The sequence below is a fragment of the Bradyrhizobium sp. MI1.10 genome (genome assembly GCF_055811035.1).
In genome coordinates this window covers 1-19,140 of the sequence record NZ_JBVVPN010000030.1, presented here as the reverse complement: position 1 = coordinate 19,140, position 19,140 = coordinate 1, and the positions used below count along the sequence as shown (strand labels likewise).

At 63.4% G+C, this 19,140-nt stretch carries 15 protein-coding genes; 8 read left to right on the top strand and 7 right to left on the bottom strand.

Translation table 11 applies throughout. From position 1 onward, the window contains the following. Position 1: 1 nt before the first annotated feature. The 5 genes from AC0L3K_RS27455 to AC0L3K_RS27435 all read right to left on the bottom strand — a co-directional run bounded on the left by AC0L3K_RS27455 (position 2) and on the right by AC0L3K_RS27435 (position 6,848). Positions 2-1,183: an ABC transporter permease gene (locus tag AC0L3K_RS27455; RefSeq protein ID WP_007599755.1), complete on the bottom strand. Its 1,182-nt coding sequence runs from the start codon at positions 1,181-1,183 to the stop codon at positions 2-4. Continuing rightward, positions 1,183-2,292: a microcin C ABC transporter permease YejB gene (locus tag AC0L3K_RS27450; RefSeq protein ID WP_007605353.1), complete on the bottom strand. Its 1,110-nt coding sequence runs from the start codon at positions 2,290-2,292 to the stop codon at positions 1,183-1,185. The genes AC0L3K_RS27455 and AC0L3K_RS27450 overlap by 1 nt, the downstream gene beginning before the upstream one ends. Next, a complete protein-coding gene (locus tag AC0L3K_RS27445) occupies positions 2,289-4,169 on the bottom strand; it encodes an extracellular solute-binding protein (RefSeq protein ID WP_473367262.1) in 1,881 nt (626 codons plus the stop codon). The genes AC0L3K_RS27450 and AC0L3K_RS27445 overlap by 4 nt, the downstream gene beginning before the upstream one ends. A gap of 14 nt (positions 4,170-4,183) precedes the next feature. Continuing rightward, a complete protein-coding gene (locus tag AC0L3K_RS27440) occupies positions 4,184-6,085 on the bottom strand; it encodes an extracellular solute-binding protein (RefSeq protein WP_473367261.1) in 1,902 nt (633 codons plus the stop codon). A 208-nt stretch (positions 6,086-6,293) separates the two neighbouring features. Continuing rightward, a complete protein-coding gene (locus tag AC0L3K_RS27435; RefSeq protein ID WP_473367260.1) occupies positions 6,294-6,848 on the bottom strand; it encodes a c-type cytochrome in 555 nt (184 codons plus the stop codon). 218 nt (positions 6,849-7,066) lie between these two features. Between AC0L3K_RS27435 and AC0L3K_RS27430 the strand changes: the two genes are divergently transcribed. Then, entirely contained in the window at positions 7,067-7,807 is a 741-nt protein-coding gene (locus tag AC0L3K_RS27430) for a 3-deoxy-manno-octulosonate cytidylyltransferase (RefSeq protein ID WP_007599748.1), read from the top strand. A gap of 21 nt (positions 7,808-7,828) precedes the next feature. After that, positions 7,829-8,674: a prephenate dehydratase gene (locus AC0L3K_RS27425; protein ID WP_007599747.1), complete on the top strand. Its 846-nt coding sequence runs from the start codon at positions 7,829-7,831 to the stop codon at positions 8,672-8,674. Positions 8,675-8,719: 45 nt separating this feature from the next. Here AC0L3K_RS27425 and AC0L3K_RS27420 read toward each other — a convergent pair whose 3' ends face one another. Further along, complete coding sequence (locus AC0L3K_RS27420) at positions 8,720-9,733, bottom strand: LLM class flavin-dependent oxidoreductase (RefSeq protein ID WP_473367259.1); 1,014 nt, start codon at positions 9,731-9,733, stop codon at positions 8,720-8,722. 392 nt (positions 9,734-10,125) lie between these two features. Between AC0L3K_RS27420 and metF the strand changes: the two genes are divergently transcribed. From metF to AC0L3K_RS27395, 5 genes are all read left to right on the top strand, one after another. After that, the gene (gene metF / locus AC0L3K_RS27415) at positions 10,126-11,046 is read left to right on the top strand and encodes a methylenetetrahydrofolate reductase [NAD(P)H] (RefSeq protein ID WP_473367258.1); all 921 of its coding nucleotides are present in this window, start codon (positions 10,126-10,128) and stop codon (positions 11,044-11,046) included. A gap of 6 nt (positions 11,047-11,052) precedes the next feature. Continuing rightward, entirely contained in the window at positions 11,053-14,916 is a 3,864-nt protein-coding gene (gene metH, locus AC0L3K_RS27410; RefSeq protein ID WP_473367257.1) for a methionine synthase, read from the top strand. A 515-nt stretch (positions 14,917-15,431) separates the two neighbouring features. Next, positions 15,432-15,563: a hypothetical protein gene (locus tag AC0L3K_RS27405; RefSeq protein WP_007599743.1), complete on the top strand. Its 132-nt coding sequence runs from the start codon at positions 15,432-15,434 to the stop codon at positions 15,561-15,563. Continuing rightward, positions 15,545-16,312 carry a hypothetical protein gene (locus tag AC0L3K_RS27400; protein ID WP_311985863.1) on the top strand — a complete coding sequence of 256 codons (768 nt, stop codon included), beginning with the start codon at positions 15,545-15,547 and terminating at the stop codon, positions 16,310-16,312. Before AC0L3K_RS27405 ends, AC0L3K_RS27400 begins: the two co-directional genes overlap by 19 nt. Positions 16,313-16,395: 83 nt before the next feature. Further along, positions 16,396-17,403, top strand: coding sequence for a DUF3592 domain-containing protein (locus AC0L3K_RS27395; protein WP_088941392.1), 1,008 nt, complete (start codon positions 16,396-16,398; stop codon positions 17,401-17,403). Positions 17,404-17,687: 284 nt separating this feature from the next. Here AC0L3K_RS27395 and AC0L3K_RS27390 read toward each other — a convergent pair whose 3' ends face one another. Next, on the bottom strand, positions 17,688-18,317 hold the full coding sequence (locus tag AC0L3K_RS27390) for a glutathione S-transferase family protein (protein WP_035995420.1): 630 nt from the start codon (positions 18,315-18,317) through the stop codon (positions 17,688-17,690). Positions 18,318-18,435: 118 nt separating this feature from the next. Here AC0L3K_RS27390 and AC0L3K_RS27385 point away from each other — a divergent pair, with 118 nt between their 5' ends. Continuing rightward, a complete protein-coding gene (locus tag AC0L3K_RS27385; protein WP_354200439.1) occupies positions 18,436-18,855 on the top strand; it encodes a DUF6636 domain-containing protein in 420 nt (139 codons plus the stop codon). The last annotated feature ends 285 nt before the right edge of the window (positions 18,856-19,140 follow it).

Genomic DNA, 19,140 nt, shown 5'->3' with positions numbered 1-19,140 from the left:
CTTACCTGAACGTCTTGCGCGGATCGAACGCGTCGCGCACGGCCTCGCCGATGAAAATCAAGAGCGACAGCATGATGGCGACCGAGAAGAAGCCGGAGAAACCGAGCCAGGGCGCCTGCACGTTGGACTTGCCCTGCGACAGCAGCTCGCCGAGCGACGGCGAGCCGGGCGGCAGTCCGAACCCGAGGAAGTCGAGCGCCGTTAGCGTCATCACCGAACTCGACACGATGAACGGCAGGAACGTCATGGTCGCGACCATCGCGTTCGGCAACAGATGCCGGAACATGATGACCTTGTTCGACACGCCGAGCGCCCGCGCCGCCTGGATATACTCGAAATTGCGCCCGCGCAGGAATTCCGCGCGCACGAGTCCGACCAGCGACACCCAGGAAAACAACAGCAGGATGCCGAGAAGCACGAAGAAGCCGGGCACGAGCACCGACGACAGGATCAGCAGTAGATAGAGCGAAGGAATCGCAGTCCATATCTCGATGAAACGCTGGAACAACAGGTCGATCCAGCCGCCGAAATAGCCCTGCACCGCGCCGGCCGCGATACCGACGATGGAGGAGACGATGGTCAGGCAGAGGCCGAACAGCACCGAGATGCGGAAGCCGTAGATCAGCCGCGCCACCACGTCGCGGCCCTGATCGTCGGTGCCGAGCCAGTTGTATTCGAGATCGCGGCAGCTCTTGAGGCCTTTCTTCTCGACGACAGGCTTGCATTGCGCTTCCGTCAGCATCCAGGTCGGCTTCGACGGCGCCGGCGTCGGCAGATCGAGATTGTGGGTGTCGTAGGAATAGCGGATCAGCGGCCAGACGATGCTGCCACCCTTGTCCTTGATCAACTTCTGCAGATATGGATCGCGATAGTCGGCCGCCGTTTCGAAATCGCCGCCGAAAGTGGTTTCCGAATAGGTGACGACGGAGGGCCAATAAAGGTGGCCATCATATTTGATCAGGAACGGCCGATCATTGGCGATCAGCTCGGCGAACAGCGACACCACAAACAGGATCAGGAAGATCCAGAACGACCAATAGCCGCGCCGGTTCGCCTTGAAATTCTGCCAGCGGCGCCTGTTGAGCGGCGACGGCACGAACGGTTTGCGCGTGATCGGCACGGCATTGCCGAGCGGCGACTTCGCAGTGGTTTCGATCGGCGTGGTGGGGGCGGCCAGCGTCATCAGACCTCCCGCGCCTCGAAATCGATTCGCGGATCGATCCACATATAGGTCAGGTCAGAGATCAGGTTGATCACGAGGCCGACGAGCGAAAAGATGAAGAGCGTGCCGAACACCACGGGGTAGTCGCGGTTGAGAACGCTCTCGAAACTGAGCAGTCCCAGTCCGTCCAGCGAGAAGATGGTCTCGATCAGAAGCGAGCCCGAGAAGAAAGCGTGAATGAAGGTCGAGGGAAAGCCGGCGATGACGATCAGCATCGCGTTGCGGAAGACGTGGCCATAGAGCACCCTATTCTCGCTGCAGCCTTTCGCGCGCGCGGTCATCACGTATTGCTTGCGGATCTCGTCCAGAAACGAATTCTTTGTCAGGAACGTCATGGTGGTGAACGCACCGAGCCCCATGGCGATCAGCGGCAGCGTCAAATGCCAGAAATAATCGATGATCTTCCAGTACCACGGAAATTGCGACCAGCCGTCTGACGTCAGTCCGCGCAGCGGGAACCAGTTGAAGAACGAGCCACCGGCAAACAGGATGATCAAGAGGATCGCGAACAGGAACCCGGGTATGGCGTAGCCGAGCACGAGCACGCTCGACGTCCAGGTGTCGAAGCGCGTCCCGTCCCTGACCGCCTTGCGGATGCCGAGCGGAATCGAGATCAGGTAGGTCAGCAGCGTCAGCCATATGCCGAGCGAGATCGAGACCGGCAACTTCTCCTTGACGAGTTGCAGCACGCTGACATCGCGAAAATAGCTCTTGCCGAAATCGAAGCGGGCGAAGTTCCAGACCATCAGTGCGAAGCGCTCCGGGGCCGGCTTGTCGAAGCCGAACTGCACTTCCAGCTTTTTGATGAAATCGGGATCGAGGCCTTGCGCGCCGCGATATTTCGAATTGATAGCGTCGCCGCCAGCGCCTAACTGCCCCGGGGCGCGTTGCGCAAAGTCGCTGCCGCCCGAAATGCGCGAGGTCCCGCCGGTATCGGCGCCCGAGAGCTGCGCGATCACGCGCTCGACCGGCCCGCCCGGCGCAAACTGCACGACGATGAAGGAGACGAAGAGGATCCCGAGCAAGGTCGGGATCATCAGCAGGATGCGGCGGGCGATATAGGCGCTCATGGCTGTTTCGCCTGCTCGAGCCTGGCGGCTTTGCCGCCCTCGTACCACCAGATGTCGGGGGCACCGACGCCGTTGGCATAACGCGGCGGCTTCTGCGGATGACCGAATTGGTCCCAATAAGCAAGCCGGTGCGTCTTGTTGTACCATTGCGGCACCCAATAACGGCCAGCGCGGAACAGCCGATCGAAGGCCCGGCAGGCGACGGTCAAGTCCTCGCGATTGTCCGCCGCCATGATCTTCTCGATCATGGCGTCGATGGCCGGACTGGCGACGCCCGCGAGATTATAGGAGCCCTTGGTCGCCGCGACCTGCGAGGAAAAGAACGCGCGCATAGCATCGCCCGGTGTCGCCGACATGCTGAAGCGCTGGATCGTGATGTCGAAGTCGAAATCTTCCTGGCGCGCCTTGTATTGCACGGCATCGACGAGGCGCACGCTCGCTTCGATGCCGAGCGTCGCGAGATTCTTGATGTAGGGCGCATGGTGCGGCTGGAACGAAGCCTCGTCCAACAGGAATTCGATCCTGAAGATCTCGCCGTTCGGCAGCACCCTCTTGCCGTCCTTGATCGGCAGGCCGGCGTCGCTGAGCAGTTGCTGCGCCTTGCGCAGCAGGCTGCGGTCCTGCCCGGAGCCGTCCGAGACCGGCGGCGTGAACGGCGCAGCGAACACCTCGTCGGGAATCTGGCCGCGAAACGGCTCCAGCAGCTTCAGCTCTTCCGGCGGCGGAGGCCCGTCGCTCGCCATGAGGTCCGAGTTCTGAAATGGCGACACCGTGCGGGCATAAGCACCGTACATGATGGTCTTGTTGGTCCACTCGAAGTCGAAGGCGTCGATCAGTGCCTCGCGCACGCGGGGATCCCTGAACTTGTCGCGCCGCGTGTTGATAAACCATCCTTGCGCGCCGGAGGGCGTGTCGTCGGGCACGACCTCCATCTTGACGCGACCGTCCTTCACCGCAGGGAAGTCATAGCGGGTCGCCCAGATCCGAGAGGTGAACTCCTCGCGATAGAGATAGTTCTTACCGGTGAAACCTTCGAAGGCGACATCGCGGTCGCGGTAGAATTCGTAGCGCACGACGTCAAAATTGTAGCTGCCGCGACAGGGGGGCAGATCGGCAGCCCACCAATCCTTGACGCGCTCGTATTCGATGTAGCGGTTGACCTCGAACTTGCCGACCTTGTACGGCCCCGAACCCAACGGGATCTCCAGAGACGTTTCGTCGAACGAACGGGAGGCATAGTAGGCTTTCGATAAGATCGGCAGACTCGCCACATAGAGTGGCACGTCGCGAGCGCGTCCCTTGGCGAAGGTCACAACAAGCGTCGCATCGTCAACAGCTTCCGCGCTGACCATATCGCGCATCTGCACGATGATCAGGGGATGGCCCTTCGTCTTCAGCGACGTCAGCGAAAACGCCGCGTCGTGCGCGGTCAGCTTGGTGCCGTCGTGGAATTTCGCCTCGGGTCGCATCGTGAAGCGATAAACCAGCCTGTCTGCCGATATCTTTACAGACTTGGCGGCAAGCCCGTACATCCCGTCCGGTTCGTCATTGGCGCGCACCATCAGCGGCGCAAAGGTCATGTCCATGCCCTGCGCGCCATCGCCTTTGAGGATGAAGGCATTGAGCGAGTTGAAGGTCTGATAGGATTGATTGTAGGCGCGCACCGACGGGATAAGCGAGAAAGTGCCGCCCTTCGGCGCGTCGACATTGACGTAGTCGAAGTGATGGAAATCGGCGGGATATTTGAGGTCGCCGAAGGCTGACATGCCGTGGGCCTCGGCGGGCATCTCGGACGCTGTCGCGCCCCGGAGCCAGGCGACGCCGAACGCGCCACCGGCACCCAAGGCCAGCACATGCCGGCGTGAAAGCTGCGCCATGCGGAGAATGTCCTTCACGACTTCTTTGCGATCCGCGCCGCCTTGTCCGCGTCGTACCACCAGATGAACGGAAAGCCGGACTGACCGTATTTGGGCAATTCCGCCGGCCGGCCGAAGCGGTCCCAGCGCGCGGTGCGGACCTTCGTATAAGTCCACTGCGGTACGACGTAGTGATTCCACAACAGCACGCGGTCGAGTGCCTTGGTTGCCGCGACGAGATCGTCGCGCCCCTTGGCGTAGATCACCCGCTCGATCAACTTGTCGACCGCCGGATTCTTGATGCCGGTAATATTGCGCGAACCGGCGATGTCAGCCGTCTTCGAGGACCAGAATTCGCGCTGCTCGTTGCCCGGCGACTGCGACTCGCCCCAGGAGTTGGTGACGATGTCGAAATCCCACTCGCGCGTCCTGTTCTCGTACTGGGTGGGATCTACCGTCCGCACGCTGACGGCAATGCCGAGCCGTTCCAGCGAAGGCTTGTAGAACAGCGTGATCCGCTCGAAGCTCGGATCCGAGTTCAACAGTTCGAGGGAGAACTGGGCGCCGGTCTTGACGTCGATCAGCTTGCGGTCGCGCACCTCGTAGCCGGCTTCCTTGAACAGGCGCAACGCCTCGCGCAGATTGTCGCGCACGGCTTCCGGACTGCCGCCGACTGGATTGGTATAGGCCGTCGTGAAGACTTCGGGCGGAACCTCGGCGCGGACCGTCTCGAGAATCTCGAGCTCCTTGCCCTGCGGCAACCCGGTCGCCATCAGCTCATCGATGCCGTCGAAATAACTGCTGATGCGCTTGTACTGGCCGTAGAAGATCTGCTTGTTCATCTCCTCGAAGTCGAACGCGTAATTGAGCGCGCGTCGCACGCGCGGATCCTTAAACTTGGCGCGGCGCAGGTTCGGCACGAAGGCCTGCATGACACCCGAGCTGCGATTGGCGAACTCCTCGAGGATCACGCGCTTTTCGGTGACGGCCGGGAAGTCGTAGGCTGTCGCCCAGTTCTTCGCGCTGTTCTCGGTGCGCCAATCGACCTGATCGGCCTTGAAGGCCTCGATCGCCACGGTGGCGTCGCGGAAATACTCGTAGCGCAGCTCGTCGAAATTATTACGGCCCACATTGGCCGCGAGGTCGCGCCCCCAATAATCTTTTACGCGCTCCAGCGCGATCGACCGTCCGGCAACGAATTCCTTGACCCGGTAGGGGCCCGACCCCAGCGGCACTTCGAGCGTGGTAGCGGAGACATCGCGCTTGCGGCCCTGCGCGTCCGTGCCCTCCCACCAATGCTTCGGCAGGACCGTGAGCTGCCCGACGATCTGCGGCAATTCGCGGTTGCCCGGCGCGTCGAACACGAATTTTACCTCGCGCTCGCCGACCTTCTCGGCCTTCACCACATGGCTGTAATACGCCGAGTACTGCGGGTGGTGCTTCTTGAAGGAATCGAGCGAGAAGATCACGTCGTCCGCGGTAACCGGCTTGCCGTCGTGCCATTTGGCTTGCGGCCGCAAGCGGTAAGTCACGAAGGAGAAATCATCCGGATGGCTGACGGCCTCGGCCAGCGCGCCGTATTCGGTCGAGACTTCGTCGAGCGCGGCCGTCGTGAGGGATTCGTAGATGAATGCTACGGCGCCGGCGACTTGCCCCTTCACACCGGAGACGACGATGTTGAAATTGTCGAATGTGCCGACGGCGATCTGGCGCGCGACGCCGCCTTTTGGCGCTTCCGGATTGACGTAGTCGAAGCGCTTGAAGTCCGCGGGGTATTTGACCTGTCCGAACAGCGACAGAGCATGGCGCCAGGTGGGCTCGTTGGCGGATTGCGCGTGTGCCACGCCGACGGCGGGAAGGCCCGCTACGGAACCAAGGGCGGGGAGCGTTACGGCAGCAGTGCCAGTGAGCAGGAGATCGCGTCGGGTAAGGGCCAAATCAACATTCCTGTCTTGAAGGAGGCTACTCCTTTAAGTTCCCAATATAGGCGAGGTTTCGACGGAATATGTTGCTTTTTCCTCATCTTGGAAGGCCGGCTGGCTGATCGCTGCGGCCAAACGCCCCGATAACAACGCCGCGAGGCCCGGATAAGCGAACGGCCGGGCTTTGAGCCCGGCCGCGTACGAAGAGCGAAGTCGACAGGCCTTACTTCGCCGCGGTGGGCAGCGGCTTCGGGCTGTCGGAGAGGCTGTTCAGGTAAGCGATCACGTCGGCGCGCTCGCTATCCTTCGGGATGCCGGCAAAGCCCATCGCGGTGCCCGGGACAGCCGCCTTGGGATTGGCGATGAATTTGTTGAGCGCATCGAAGTCCCACGTGCCGCCCTTGGCCTTCATCGCAGCCGAGAAGTTGAAGCCGCCGCGACCTTCGCCAACATGGTCGCCGACAACGCCGTAGAGGTTCGGACCGACACGGTTGGGGCCGCCCTTCTCGAAGGTGTGGCAGGCGCCGCACTTCTTGGCGGCGGCGGCGCCCTTCTCGACCGAGGCGGTCTGGAGCAGCTTTTCGATCGGCTCGGCGGCCGTGGGGGCAGCTCCGCCTTCCTTGCCGTGGCCGGCGTCTTCCTTCACTGCGATCTCGAACCCCGGCTTTTCCGGCATCTTGGGCGAGAACAACGCCTGGGCGGTGAAGCTCGTCACCAGCAGAAGGAGACAGGTGCCGAGCACGGCACCGAGAATCTTGTTCAGTTCGAAAGAGTCCATTTCCGGCCAGGCCCCACACCGCAAGAAGGATCGAGCGGCCCAATGCGGCCGCCAGGACGAGCCTCGGAGAATCAACGTTCCTTACTGTTTCCCCGAGTTTTGCCATTGAGATATCGGTTTGCCCGGGGTCTGGCAACCCGTATAAGCGAGCGGGCTTCACGCCCGTCCCCACCCCATTTCTCGGCGCGGAAAACGCCCCGTTTCCAGGCCCTTGAACGATGATCGATCCCCGCATCCTGGTGCTTATTCCGGCCCGCATGGCCGCCACCCGCCTGCCCGGCAAGCCGCTTGCCGATATCGCGGGGCAGCCGATGATCGTGCACGTGATGCGCCGCGCCGAGGCCGCCGGGATAGGCCGGGTCGCGGTCGCAACCGACACGGCGGAGATCGCGTCCGTCGTGACCGCCCATGGCGGCGAGGCCGTGATGACCCGCCCGGAGCACCCGTCCGGCTCCGACCGCATCCACGAGGCCATGCTGAAGCTCGATCCGGACGGCAAAGCCGAGATCGTGGTCAATCTGCAGGGCGATTTCCCGACCATCACGATCGACAACATCCGCGAGGTGCTGCCGCCGCTGCAAGACCCCGTCGTGGACATCGCAACGCTGGCTTCGCAGATCCACACCGAGGAGGAGGACCTCGCGCCGAGCGTCGTGAAGGCGATCGGGACCTCGCTCGGCGGCAGACGTATGCGCGCACTTTATTTCACCCGCGCAACCGCCCCGACCGGCGACGGACCGCGCTACCACCATATCGGTCTCTATGCCTATCGCCGTGCTGCGCTGGAACGCTACGTCCGGCTCCCGCCCTCGCCGCTGGAATTGCAGGAGAAGCTCGAGCAGCTCCGGGCGCTCGAGGCCGGAATGCGCATCGACTTCACCATTGTCGATACCGTACCCCGCGGGGTCGACACGCCGGCGGACCTGGAAACCGCCCGCAGCATCCTTTCCAAATCCTGAGCCGCTGTTACAAGGCCGAGCATGAGCAAGCTGAAAATCGCATTCCAGGGCGAGCCTGGCGCCAATTCCCACATCGCCATCGTCGAGGCCTATCCCGACGCCGAGCCGATGCCCTGCGCCACCTTCGAGGACGCATTGTCGGCGATCTCGTCGGGCGAAGCCGACCTCGGTATGATCCCGATCGAGAATTCGGTCGCGGGCCGCGTCGCCGACATCCATCATTTGCTGCCGGCCTCCGGCCTCTTCATCATTGGCGAATGGTTTCTGCCGGTCCGGCATCAGCTGATGGCGGTGAAGGGCACCCGGCTCGAAGACATCAAGAGCGTCGAAAGCCATGTGCACGCGCTCGGCCAGTGCCGGCGCATCATCCGCAAGCTCGGCATCAAGCCAATCGTGCACGCCGATACCGCCGGCAGCGCCCGCGACATCTCCGAGCGCAACGACAAGACGGTGGCCGCGATCGCCTCGCGCCTGGCCGCAAAGATTTACGGCCTCGACATTTTGGCCGAGGACATCGAGGACGAGGCCCACAACACCACGCGCTTCGTGGTGCTGGCGCGCGAACCGAAATGGGCCGCACAGGGCTCCGGTCCGCTGGTCACGACTTTTGTGTTCCGGGTGCGCAATTTGCCGGCCGCGCTCTACAAGGCGCTCGGTGGCTTTGCCACCAACGGCGTCAACATGACCAAGCTCGAGAGCTACATGGTCGACGGCAATTTCTTCGCCACCCAGTTTTACGCCGACGTCGACGGCCACCCCGAGGACAAGGGCCTCGCTTTCGCGATCGAGGAGCTGAAATTCTTCTCGCGCGAATTCCGCATCGTCGGCGTGTATCCAGGCCACCCGTTCCGCGCGACGATGGAATAGTCCCGTGTCCCGGACGCGCGAAGCGCGAGCCGGGGCACGAGAGCTTTATTCGACCGCCTTAAGTCCGAACGCCTCCGCCAGCAGCGAATACGATTTCTTGCGCGCCTCGTGATCGTACACGGCGGTGATCACCATCAACTCGTCCGGCTTGCTCGCGTCGATCAACGGCTGCAGTGTCTTCTGCACGGCTGCAGTGCTGCCGACGAACAGGCGCGAGCGGTTGCGCCGGATCGAGATCCGCTCCGAGTCGCTATAGGGATAGGCCAGTGCCTCTTCGACGCTCGGCAACGGAAGATACTGGCCGCGGTCGCGGCGCAGGCGGTTGAGGTCGAAAGACGCGGCGAGCTTTTCGGCTTCGTCATCGGTGTCGGCCGTGATGACGGCGACCGCGAGGATCGCGCGCGGACTCGCACTCCAGGCCGAGGGCTGAAAACGATTGCGATAGTGCACCATCGCATCGATCGCATCGTGGGACGCAAAATGATGGGCGAATGCGAAGCCCATGCCGACCTGCGCGGCGAGCTCCGACGAATAATCGCTGGAGCCGAGCAGCCAGATCGGCGGCAACGGCGTATCGTCGGGCATCGCGACGACGTTGTGGTAGGGATGGCCCGAGGGGAATTCCCGGGTCTGCCACAGGATCAATTCGTGCAGCCGCTCGAGGAAATCATCGCCTTCGCGGCGGTCGAGCCGGCTGCGCAGCGCATAGGCCGTGGCACCGTCAGTGCCGGGGGCGCGGCCGAGGCCGAGATCGATGCGGCCGGGAAACAACGCCTCCAGCATCTTGAAGCGCTCGGCCACGACCAGCGGCGCGTGATTTGGCAGCATCACGCCACCTGAGCCGACGCGGATGTGCTTCGTCACCGCCGCGATTTGCCCGATCATCACGTCGGGCGCCGGACTAGCGACAGAGGCGAGATTGTGATGCTCGGCGAGCCAGTAGCGGACATAGCCGAGCCCATCGACATGGCGCGCCAGGTCGATGCTGTTGCGCAGCGCCGCGGCGGGCTTTGTGCCGCTTGTGACGACGGAGAGGTCGAGGACTGAGAGCGGGATCATGGCGCGCTAACGTAGTGGAGAGCGGCGCAGCGGCAATGGGCCGGGCGCGCAGGTCTGACGTGCAGGCCGCGGACTCGCGGGACTTCGCCGCAGTGTTGGGACAGCGACCGCGCTAATAGTATCATTTTCATATTGCCCACCGAAAAATTCGCGCCGAACGAACCACCCTCTTCTATTATATATCTGATGTATCAGATATATTATCTAAAATCGAACTTCCCACCTCGACCTCTTACCTCAGATGTTTCTTAATTTATACCCGTAAAGTGGGCAATTTCCCATCACTGATGGGCTGTCGAGTGCGGCCGCTTTGGCCTATCTTGACCTCTCCCAATCTAGACCTGACCGCCGGCCGCCAGCGACCCGGCGAGCCCTTGGAGTGAGTGGTGCCCATGACTGACGCGACGATGCCTGCCCACACCGACGGGCAAGACGGGTACCTGAAGCGGCCTGCGATCTCCTTCGAGTTCTTTCCGCCCAAGACGGAAGATATGGAGCGCAATCTCTGGGACACCATCAACCGGCTGGCCCCGCTCGACCCGAAATTCGTCTCGGTGACCTATGGCGCCGGCGGCTCGACCCGTGAGCGGACCCACGCGACCATCTCGCGCATCCTGAAAGAGACCGCGCTGCTGCCGGCCGCGCATCTGACCTGCGTCGGCGCCTCGCGCGGGGAGATCGACGAGATCGTCGACCGCTATCACGAGGTCGGCGTCCGCCACATCGTGGCCTTGCGCGGCGATCCCGCCGGCGGCATCGGCACGGCCTATTGCAGCCATCCCGACGGCTACCAGAGCTCCGCCGATCTCGTCGCCGGCATCAAGAAGCGGCACGGCGATATCGAGGTGTCGGTGTCGGCGTACCCCGAGAAGCATCCCGAGGCGCGCGACTTCGACGATGACATCGACACGCTGCAAGCCAAGGTCGATGCGGGCGCGACCCGCGCGATCACGCAGGTGTTCTTCGATAACGACCTCTACTTCCGCTATCTCGACCGCGTGCGGGCGCGCGGGATCAACATCCCGATCGTGCCGGGCATCATGCCCATGCACAATTTCAAGCAGGCTCGCAATTTCGTCACCCGCGCCGGCACCTCCGTGCCGGATTGGTTCGCCGCGAAATTCGAGGGCCTCGACGACGACGCCGAGACCCGCAAGCTGGTGGCGGCCACCGTCGCCGCCGGCCAGGTGCAGAAGCTGGCCAAGCACGGCGTCGACACCTTCCATTTCTACACCATGAACCGCGCCGATCTCGTGTTCGCGATCAGCCATTTGCTCGGCATCCGCGCCAAGAGCGCGCAGCAGGCGGCTTAAGACACCATGACCGTATCCACCTCTCCCAAGCGAACCGCCCTGCTCAACGCCGCGCGCGAGCGCATTCTCGTGCTCGACGGCGCCATGGGCACGATGATCCAGAACCTCCAGTTCGACGAAGCCGCCTTCCGCGGCGGGCGCTTCAAGAACTTCCATCGCGATTTGCGCGGCAACAACGACCTCCTGATCCTGACCCAGCCGCAGGCGATCGAGGACATCCACGCCGCCTATTTGCGTGCCGGCGCCGACATCGTCGCCACCAACACCTTCTCCACGACTTCGATTGCCCAGGCCGATTACGATCTCGCCGACATCGTCTACGAGATGGCGCGTGAAGGCGCCCGCCTCGCCGGCAATGCCGCACGCCGCGTCGAGGCCGAGGACGGCAAGCCGCGCTTCGTCGCGGGCGCCATCGGACCGACCAACCGCACCGCCTCGATCTCGCCCGACGTGTCCAATCCCGGCTACCGCGCCGTCACGTTCGACGATCTGCGCAAATCCTATGGCGAGCAGATCAACGGCATGCTCGACGGCGGCGTCGATCTGCTGCTGGTCGAGACCATCTTCGACACGCTGAACGCCAAGGCGGCGCTCTACGCGATCGCCGAGATCACCGAGGAACGCGGCATCGACATGCCCGTGATGGTGTCGGGCACCATCACCGACAAGTCCGGCCGCCTGCTGTCCGGCCAGTTGCCGGAAGCGTTCTGGCATTCGGTGCAGCACGCCAAGCCCGTCACCATCGGCTTCAACTGCGCGCTCGGCGCGGAAGATCTGCGCGCGCATATCGCCGATATCGGCCGCGTCGCCGACACGCTTGTTTGTGCCTATCCCAATGCCGGCCTGCCCAACGAGTTCGGCCAGTATGACGAGACCCCGGAATACATGGCCCGGCTGGTCGGCGAGTTCGCGCGTGATGGTTTGGTCAATATCGTCGGCGGCTGCTGCGGCACCACGCCGGACCATATCGCGGCGATTGCGGCTGCGGTCGCGCCGCACAAGCCGCGCATCGTGCCGGAGATCGAACCTCGCTTGCGGCTCTCCGGCCTCGAGCCGTTCATCCTGACCGACGCGATTCCTTTCGTGAACGTCGGCGAGCGCACCAACGTCACCGGCTCCGCCCGCTTCCGTAAGCTGGTCACTGCCGGCGACTACACCGCCGCGCTGCAGGTCGCGCGCGACCAGGTCGAGAACGGCGCGCAGATCATCGACGTCAACATGGACGAGGGTCTTCTGGACTCGGAAGCCGCGATGGTGACCTTCCTCAACCTCGTCGCCGCCGAGCCCGACATCGCCCGAGTCCCGGTGATGGTCGATTCCTCGAAATTCTCGGTGATCGAGGCCGGCCTGAAATGCGTGCAGGGCAAGCCGGTCGTCAACTCGATCTCGATGAAGGAGGGCGAGGAGAAGTTCGTTCACGAGGCCAAGATCGCCCGCCGCCACGGCGCGGCCGTCGTGGTGATGGCGTTCGACGAGTTCGGCCAGGCCGACACGTTCGCCCGCAAGACCGAGATCTGCAAGCGCGCCTACGACATCCTGGTGAACCGCGTCGGCTTCCCGCCGGAAGACATCATCTTCGATCCGAATATTTTCGCGATCGCAACCGGCATCGAGGAGCACAACAATTACGGCGTCGACTTCATCGAGGCGACGCGCTGGATCCGCAAGAATCTGCCGGGCGCGCACATTTCTGGCGGTGTGTCCAACCTGTCATTCTCGTTCCGCGGCAACGAGCCGGTGCGCGAGGCTATGCACTCGGTGTTCCTGTATCATGCCATCAAGGCCGGCATGGACATGGGCATCGTCAATGCCGGGCAGATGATCGTCTATGACGACATCGATCCCGAATTGCGCCAGGTGTGCGAGGACGTCATCCTCAACCGCGACCCCGGTGCGTCCGAGCGTCTGCTGGTGCTCGCGGAAAGATTCCGCGGCAACAAGACCCAGACTAAGGAAGCCGATCTCAGCTGGCGCGAATGGCCGGTGGCGAAGCGGCTGTCGCATTCGCTGGTGCACGGCATCACCGAATTCATCGAGCAGGATACCGAAGAGGCCCGCAAGGCCTCGACGCGCCCGCTCGACGTGATCGAGGGACCGCTGATGGCCGGCATGAACGTGGTCGGCGATCTCTTCGGCGACGGCAAGATGTTCCTGCCGCAGGTGGTGAAGTCGGCACGCGTGATGAAGCAGGCTGTCGCCTGGCTGATGCCGTTCATGGAGGAGGAGAAGGCGCGCAATCTCGCCAACGGCATCGGCACGGAAGGCTCCTCGTCCGCCGGCAAGATCGTGCTCGCGACCGTCAAGGGCGACGTCCACGACATCGGCAAGAACATCGTCGGCATCGTGCTCCAGTGCAACAATTACGAGGTGATCGACCTCGGCGTGATGGTGCCCGCGGCCAAGATCGTCGAGACCGTGAAGGCGGAGAAGGCCGACATCGTCGGGCTGTCCGGCCTGATCACGCCCTCGCTCGACGAGATGGCGTTCTTCGCCGGCGAATTGCAGCGCGAAGGCCTCAAGCTGCCGCTGCTGATCGGCGGCGCCACCACGAGCCGTGTGCATACGGCGGTGAAGATCGACCCGAGCTATCGCGCCGGCCCCGTGGTGCATGTCAACGACGCCAGTCGCGCGGTCGGTGTTGCGTCCGCGCTGCTGTCGCCCGAGCGGCGCGAGGCCTACGCTGCCGAAGTCCGCGCCGAATACGCAAAGATCTCGGATGCGCATACGCGCGCCCAGGCCGACAAGAAGCGGCTGAAGCTGGCGACCGCCCGCGCCAACCGCGTGCCGGTCGACTTTGCCGCCAACAAGCCGGTGAAGCCGACCTTCCTCGGCACCAGGAGCTTTGACGACTACGATCTCGCCGAGCTGGTGCCCTATATCGACTGGACGCCGTTCTTCCAGACCTGGGAGCTCGCCGGGCGCTTCCCCGCCATCCTTAGCGATGCCAAGGTCGGCGAGGTCGCGCGCTCGCTCTACGAAGACGCGCGGAAAATGCTCGACCTGATCGTCAAGGAAAAATGGTTCCGAGCGCGCGCCACCGTCGGCTTTTGGCCGGCCAATGCAGAGGGCGACGACATCGTGCTTTATGCCGACGAGAGCCGGACCAGGACGATCGCGACGCTGCACACGCTGCGCCAGCAGCTCGAGAAGCGCGAGGGCCGTTTCAACGCCGCGCTGTCCGACTTCGTCGCACCCGCCACCACCGGCGTGCCCGATTATGTCGGGGGCTTCGTCGTCACCGCCGGCATCGGCGAGGATGTGGTCGCCGACCGGTTCAAGATGGCCAATGACGACTACTCCTCGATCCTGTGCAAGGCGCTGGCCGACCGCCTCGCCGAAGCCTTTGCCGAGCGCATGCATGCCCGCGTCCGCCGCGAGTTCTGGGCCTATGCGCCCGACGAGGCGCTCTCGACCGACGAGTTGATCCTCGAAAAGTACCAGGGCATCCGTCCCGCCCCCGGCTATCCCGCGCAGCCCGATCACACCGAGAAGGCGACGCTGTTCGAGCTGCTCGACGCCGAGAACACCGCCGGCGTGAAGCTGACCGAGAGCTTTGCGATGTGGCCGGGCTCTTCGGTGTCGGGGCTCTATCTCGCTAGCCCCGAGAGCTATTATTTCGGCGTCGGCAAGATCGAGCGCGATCAGGTCGAGGATTATGCTGCGCGCAAGGGCATGAGCGTCGCCGAGGCCGAGCGCTGGCTCGCGCCGATCCTGAACTACATCCCGGCGCGAGAGGGCGCGAGCGACAAGGCGGCGTTCGCGGCAACGCCGGCGAACGACGAAACGTCGAAGGAGCTTGCCTCGCATCCGCCGGGCTGCACCTGCGCGGTGCACCTGGTCTGGCAGAAGAAGCGCGCGGGCGCGGGTTAGGCGCCCTCCAAACAAAAAGCGAGAAATCAACCCCATGCACAGTAGACATGGGGTTGAAAAAGCTCGATAAATTTCGGTCTTGCCGAAATGACTTGCGGCGTCGGGCAAAACACCTGTATGAATGCATGATCGCCCACCGCGCCCGTTTGACACTCGCTGCCTCGTCCGTCGCGATCATGCGCGCGTACCACACGTTCGGTGTCGTCCGTTCGGTGTCGTCTTGGCGAAGGCCAGGACCCATACCGCGTGATCCATCGGTGACCATCGCTGGTAATACCGAACGACCAATCTTCGCCAAATGACCCATTTGGGTCATGGGTCCTGGCTTTCGCCAGGACGACATTGGTGAAGCAAATGCTCAGCCTGTACCGGAACGACGCAGCACATCGAACAGCTGCGAATGCGCCCTCGCAAGAATCGGCCGCTTGTGAACTCGTTCACTTGTCCGCTCAACCTTGGTTCGCTACTCTCTCGGCCTACTACCTTCAACCGACGATTTGCTTGGGATCGAACAAATGAAGCAGTTCATTGCACCGTTCCTCGCCGCGATCGCTCTCGTCGTGCTGCCCACGATTGCCGCGGCGGACTGTCCGAAAGGCTATGTGCCATGCGGCGAGAAAAATCAGTTGTGCTGCCCGGGAAAATAGCAAGCCGCAAATGGCTTTGGCTTGGTAGCGGAGTCTTCATCGCGATCGGCCTCGTGATGGTCGCGGTCTACGCCGGATTCCCGCGGAAGAAGCAGACGATCACGGCCATCCTCTCCGAGACCGGATATTTCGAGGTGGTGCCGCCAAGCACGTTCGGCGGCCCCGGCACGATCAACACCATCGAGTATCTGAGTAACGGCCGGCTGGAGCTGCATCCGACTTGTGATGTCGATCCGACGCTGCTGACCGGCAAGATCCAGAAATCGCGGACCGTCGACCGGGACCTGAAGCAGTCGCTCGAGAAGAGGCTCGACGTGTCGGCCCAGGTCAAGGACAAGCTGTCGGCCCTCGCCGGAATGCAGCAGGTCGAGGCCGTCAACCTCAAGCTCGAGAACGCCAGCATCCTGCTGATATCCGACGAGTCGCTGATCTCGGCCCGCAACGCCTTGCTGAAGGCCGAGTGTGAGGACGCGGTCACCCAGAACGTTTCGAGCGGCGGCGTCGTGTGCCAGACGCGGTCCGTGCTGGAGGCCGACGTCGTCTACGAAATCAAATATCACAACGCGATTTCGATGGAGGAGAGGGCCAAACTGACTTCCGAGATCGCGACGAAGCTCGATCTGGACGTCCATGAGGGGACGAACGACAAGGTCTCCGGCTCTCAATTGTTCTTTGGCATCAGACTGTCGCCCAATCCGATCGTGATGCACTCTGCCTCGGGCGAGATCAAGCCCTGCACGAGGAGATAGGATCGGCGCCGCACCCCTGCCATGAACGCAACCCGCGTTCGCTGCGACCAATGGCGGTCGCCGCCGAAGCGCAGGGGAATCGGATGCTGAACGCCCAACAATTGATGTGGACACAGATTGCCGCCGGCATCGCCGTGCTGCTGTTTGGATTGACGCTGTTCAACCTGGTCCGCATGCGCGGCCGGATGGTGGCCGCGCGGAGCTGGGACAAGGTGGAGGGCATCATCACGGTCTCCCGAGTCGACCAGCCGGCGGCGCATTCCTCGGACGATCGGAACGACGCCAAGCCCATCATCCGCTATCGCTATCAGGCCGGCGGCCAGGAGCTGGAAAGCGACAAGATCTTTGTCGGCGGCCCCGTCATCACGACGAGGGTCTTGGCCGCAAAACTGACCGGACGCTATCCGGTCGGCGCCCATGTCGAGGTCCATGTCGATCCGAAGCAACCGACCGAGGCGCTGCTGGAGCCCGCCGCCGCGCAGAACGTCGCGGCGCTGGTGGCGTTCACGTTGGTGTTCGGAATCATCGCCGCCACCCTGACCGCGCATTCGTTCGCAGGCCACGTGCTCTACGCCGACAAGGGCGTCCCGCTATTCGCGTTCGCGGTGCCGATCATCGTGCTCGTGGGCGGGGTGTTCTTCGCCGCCGATTATGTCCGGACGCGCCGGCTGGCGAGCGCCAGCCTGCGCTGGCCGACCGCGTCGGGCAGGGTCATCCATTGCGACGTGATCGAGGAAATCATCGAAGAGAAGACCGAGCACGACAATCGACCGACGACATCAAAGCTCGTCCACCGCTATCAGGTCGACCTGCGCTACGCCTACAGGGTCGGCAAGCGCGACTTCATCGGCACCGAAGTCGATTGGAACGGCACCATGATCTCCGGCCTGCGCGAGGTCGCCGAAGAGGGCGCGGCGAAATATCGGCCCGGGAAGAGCGTCCAGGTCTATTACGATCCGGACCAGCCGGGGCAGGCCGTGCTGGAGCCGGCACGCCGGGAGGGCGCGCTGGGGCCGCTGATCGGTGCCGCGGTCTGCGCGGTCGTCGGCGGCCTTTTCCTGATGATCCTGATCAAGGTCGGGTTCGCGTAGCGGCGCTTCTCCGTTCGCCTCTCCCCGCGAGCGGCAGGGCAAGCGCATATGACGTCTCAGCGGCGCCCGAGCGAGCGCCTCGTCCTTCGAGACGGCCGCTTCGCGGCCTCCTCAGGATGAGGCTCAGCTGCATCCATCCGCGTGAAGTGCTGCCGCATACGCATCCCTCATCCTGAGGGCCCGCCGCAGGCGGGCGTCTCGAAGGATGGCCGCAGCCGAGCTTCCAGCCATATGCTTCTTCATATGCGATGGCCCTACCGCCCGCGGGAGAGATTGAAAGAGCCTCACCCCTTCGGCGGTGCCAGCGGTTGCACGATCTCCCGGAACGGCGCCAGCGCCTCGCAAGCGTCGGCATGCGCCGATAGCGACGGATAGCGCGATGGCTCGAACAGAAGCGGGTGCGCCTCACGGGTGAAGCGGACGACGCAGGCGACCACAACGTCGGCGTGGCCGATACGATCGCCCAGCCAGTATGGCGTGGTCACCCTGGCGCGCTCGGCCTCCAGCGCTTTCAGCACGTCCGCGATCTGCGCCTGGCAACGCTCGACCCACAGCGCAAGCTGCTCCTTCCGCAACACGCGCTCGTAGAGCAGGCTGACCGCCTTGTCGCCGAGGCCGGACGCGAGCGCGCAGATGCGCAAATGACGCCGGCGCTCGGCGCCGGAGCGCGGCAGCATCGCCTTCTCCGGCCCTACCAATTCGTCGAGATAATCGAGGATGACCGTGCTCTCGATCAGCGCCTCGCCATCATCGAGCACCAGCGTCGGCACGCGTCGCAGCGGATTGTAGGGCGCGATCTTGTCGGCATCGCCGAAGGTCGACCACGGCTTGTGCTCGAAGGCGAGGCCGTAAAGCCGCAGCGCGATCGCGACGCGGCGGACGAAGGGGGAATCGTATTGGCCGATCAGGAACATGGTTTGGCAGCCTTTGTCATTGCCGCACTTGACCCGGCAATCCATCTCTTCTCAGATTAGGAAGCGATGGATGCCCGGATCAAGTCCGGGCATGGCAGAGCTGGGCGCAGGAGCATGCATGACGCAACGACTTGCAACGGTCGCACTCGGGCTCTCCCTGCTGGCCGCGAGCCTCGCCCACGCGCAGGACCGTCCGATCGGCTTTCAGACGCCGTCGAAAAACATCGCCTGCCAGTTCTTCACTGACAATGGTCAAGGCGTGCTCCGCTGCGACATCATGAACCTGGAGACGCGGCCGCGCCGTCCCGCCGATTGCGAGCTCGAATGGGGCAACGCCTTCGAGATGAGTGCGAAAGGCAGCGCAGGCCGCATCTGCGCCGGCGATACCATCATGGACCCGTCATTGCCGGTGCTGTCCTATGGCGAGGTCTGGCAGCGCGCGGGGTTTACGTGCCGGTCGGAGCCGACGGGGCTGACGTGCTTCAATGCGATGCAGCGAGGGTTTTCGTTGGCACGGGCAGAGCAGAAGGTGTTTTGAGCGTGTAGCCCGCATGGAGCGGAGCGGAATGCGGGGACGCTGTCCCGGATTTCGCTCCGCTCCATCCGGGCTACGCTTCCGAGGCTTGATTGCTTGCGTCGCGTCAACTTGGGAGCGCGTAGCCCGAATGAAACGCGACGACAGCGCCACACTCCGTCGTTGCGAGCGCGGCGAAGCAATCCAGCCACCGATTTAGGGGAGGCTCAGTATTGATCTTCCCCCAAAAAAGTGGACATGGATCAAGCCGATTTTAGCTCCATCTCGACCGGGCTGATATAGCCGATG

Excerpts from the sequence above, each read along its gene's own strand:
- AC0L3K_RS27450 (WP_007605353.1), bottom strand. The coding sequence starts at position 2,292 with ATGAGCGCCTATATCGCCCGCCGCATCCTGCTGATGATCCCGACCTTG.
- AC0L3K_RS27405 (WP_007599743.1), top strand. The coding sequence starts at position 15,432 with ATGAAGCAGTTCATTGCACCGTTCCTCGCCGCGATCGCTCTCGTCGTG.
- AC0L3K_RS27430 (WP_007599748.1), top strand. The coding sequence starts at position 7,067 with ATGATCGATCCCCGCATCCTGGTGCTTATTCCGGCCCGCATGGCCGCC.
- AC0L3K_RS27395 (WP_088941392.1), top strand. The coding sequence starts at position 16,396 with ATGCTGAACGCCCAACAATTGATGTGGACACAGATTGCCGCCGGCATC.
- AC0L3K_RS27445 (WP_473367262.1), bottom strand. The coding sequence starts at position 4,169 with ATGGCGCAGCTTTCACGCCGGCATGTGCTGGCCTTGGGTGCCGGTGGC.
- AC0L3K_RS27385 (WP_354200439.1), top strand. The coding sequence starts at position 18,436 with ATGACGCAACGACTTGCAACGGTCGCACTCGGGCTCTCCCTGCTGGCC.
- metF (WP_473367258.1), top strand. The coding sequence starts at position 10,126 with ATGACTGACGCGACGATGCCTGCCCACACCGACGGGCAAGACGGGTAC.
- AC0L3K_RS27435 (WP_473367260.1), bottom strand. The coding sequence starts at position 6,848 with ATGGACTCTTTCGAACTGAACAAGATTCTCGGTGCCGTGCTCGGCACC.
- AC0L3K_RS27425 (WP_007599747.1), top strand. The coding sequence starts at position 7,829 with ATGAGCAAGCTGAAAATCGCATTCCAGGGCGAGCCTGGCGCCAATTCC.
- AC0L3K_RS27390 (WP_035995420.1), bottom strand. The coding sequence starts at position 18,317 with ATGTTCCTGATCGGCCAATACGATTCCCCCTTCGTCCGCCGCGTCGCG.
- AC0L3K_RS27455 (WP_007599755.1), bottom strand. The coding sequence starts at position 1,183 with ATGACGCTGGCCGCCCCCACCACGCCGATCGAAACCACTGCGAAGTCG.
- AC0L3K_RS27420 (WP_473367259.1), bottom strand. The coding sequence starts at position 9,733 with ATGATCCCGCTCTCAGTCCTCGACCTCTCCGTCGTCACAAGCGGCACA.
- metH (WP_473367257.1), top strand. The coding sequence starts at position 11,053 with ATGACCGTATCCACCTCTCCCAAGCGAACCGCCCTGCTCAACGCCGCG.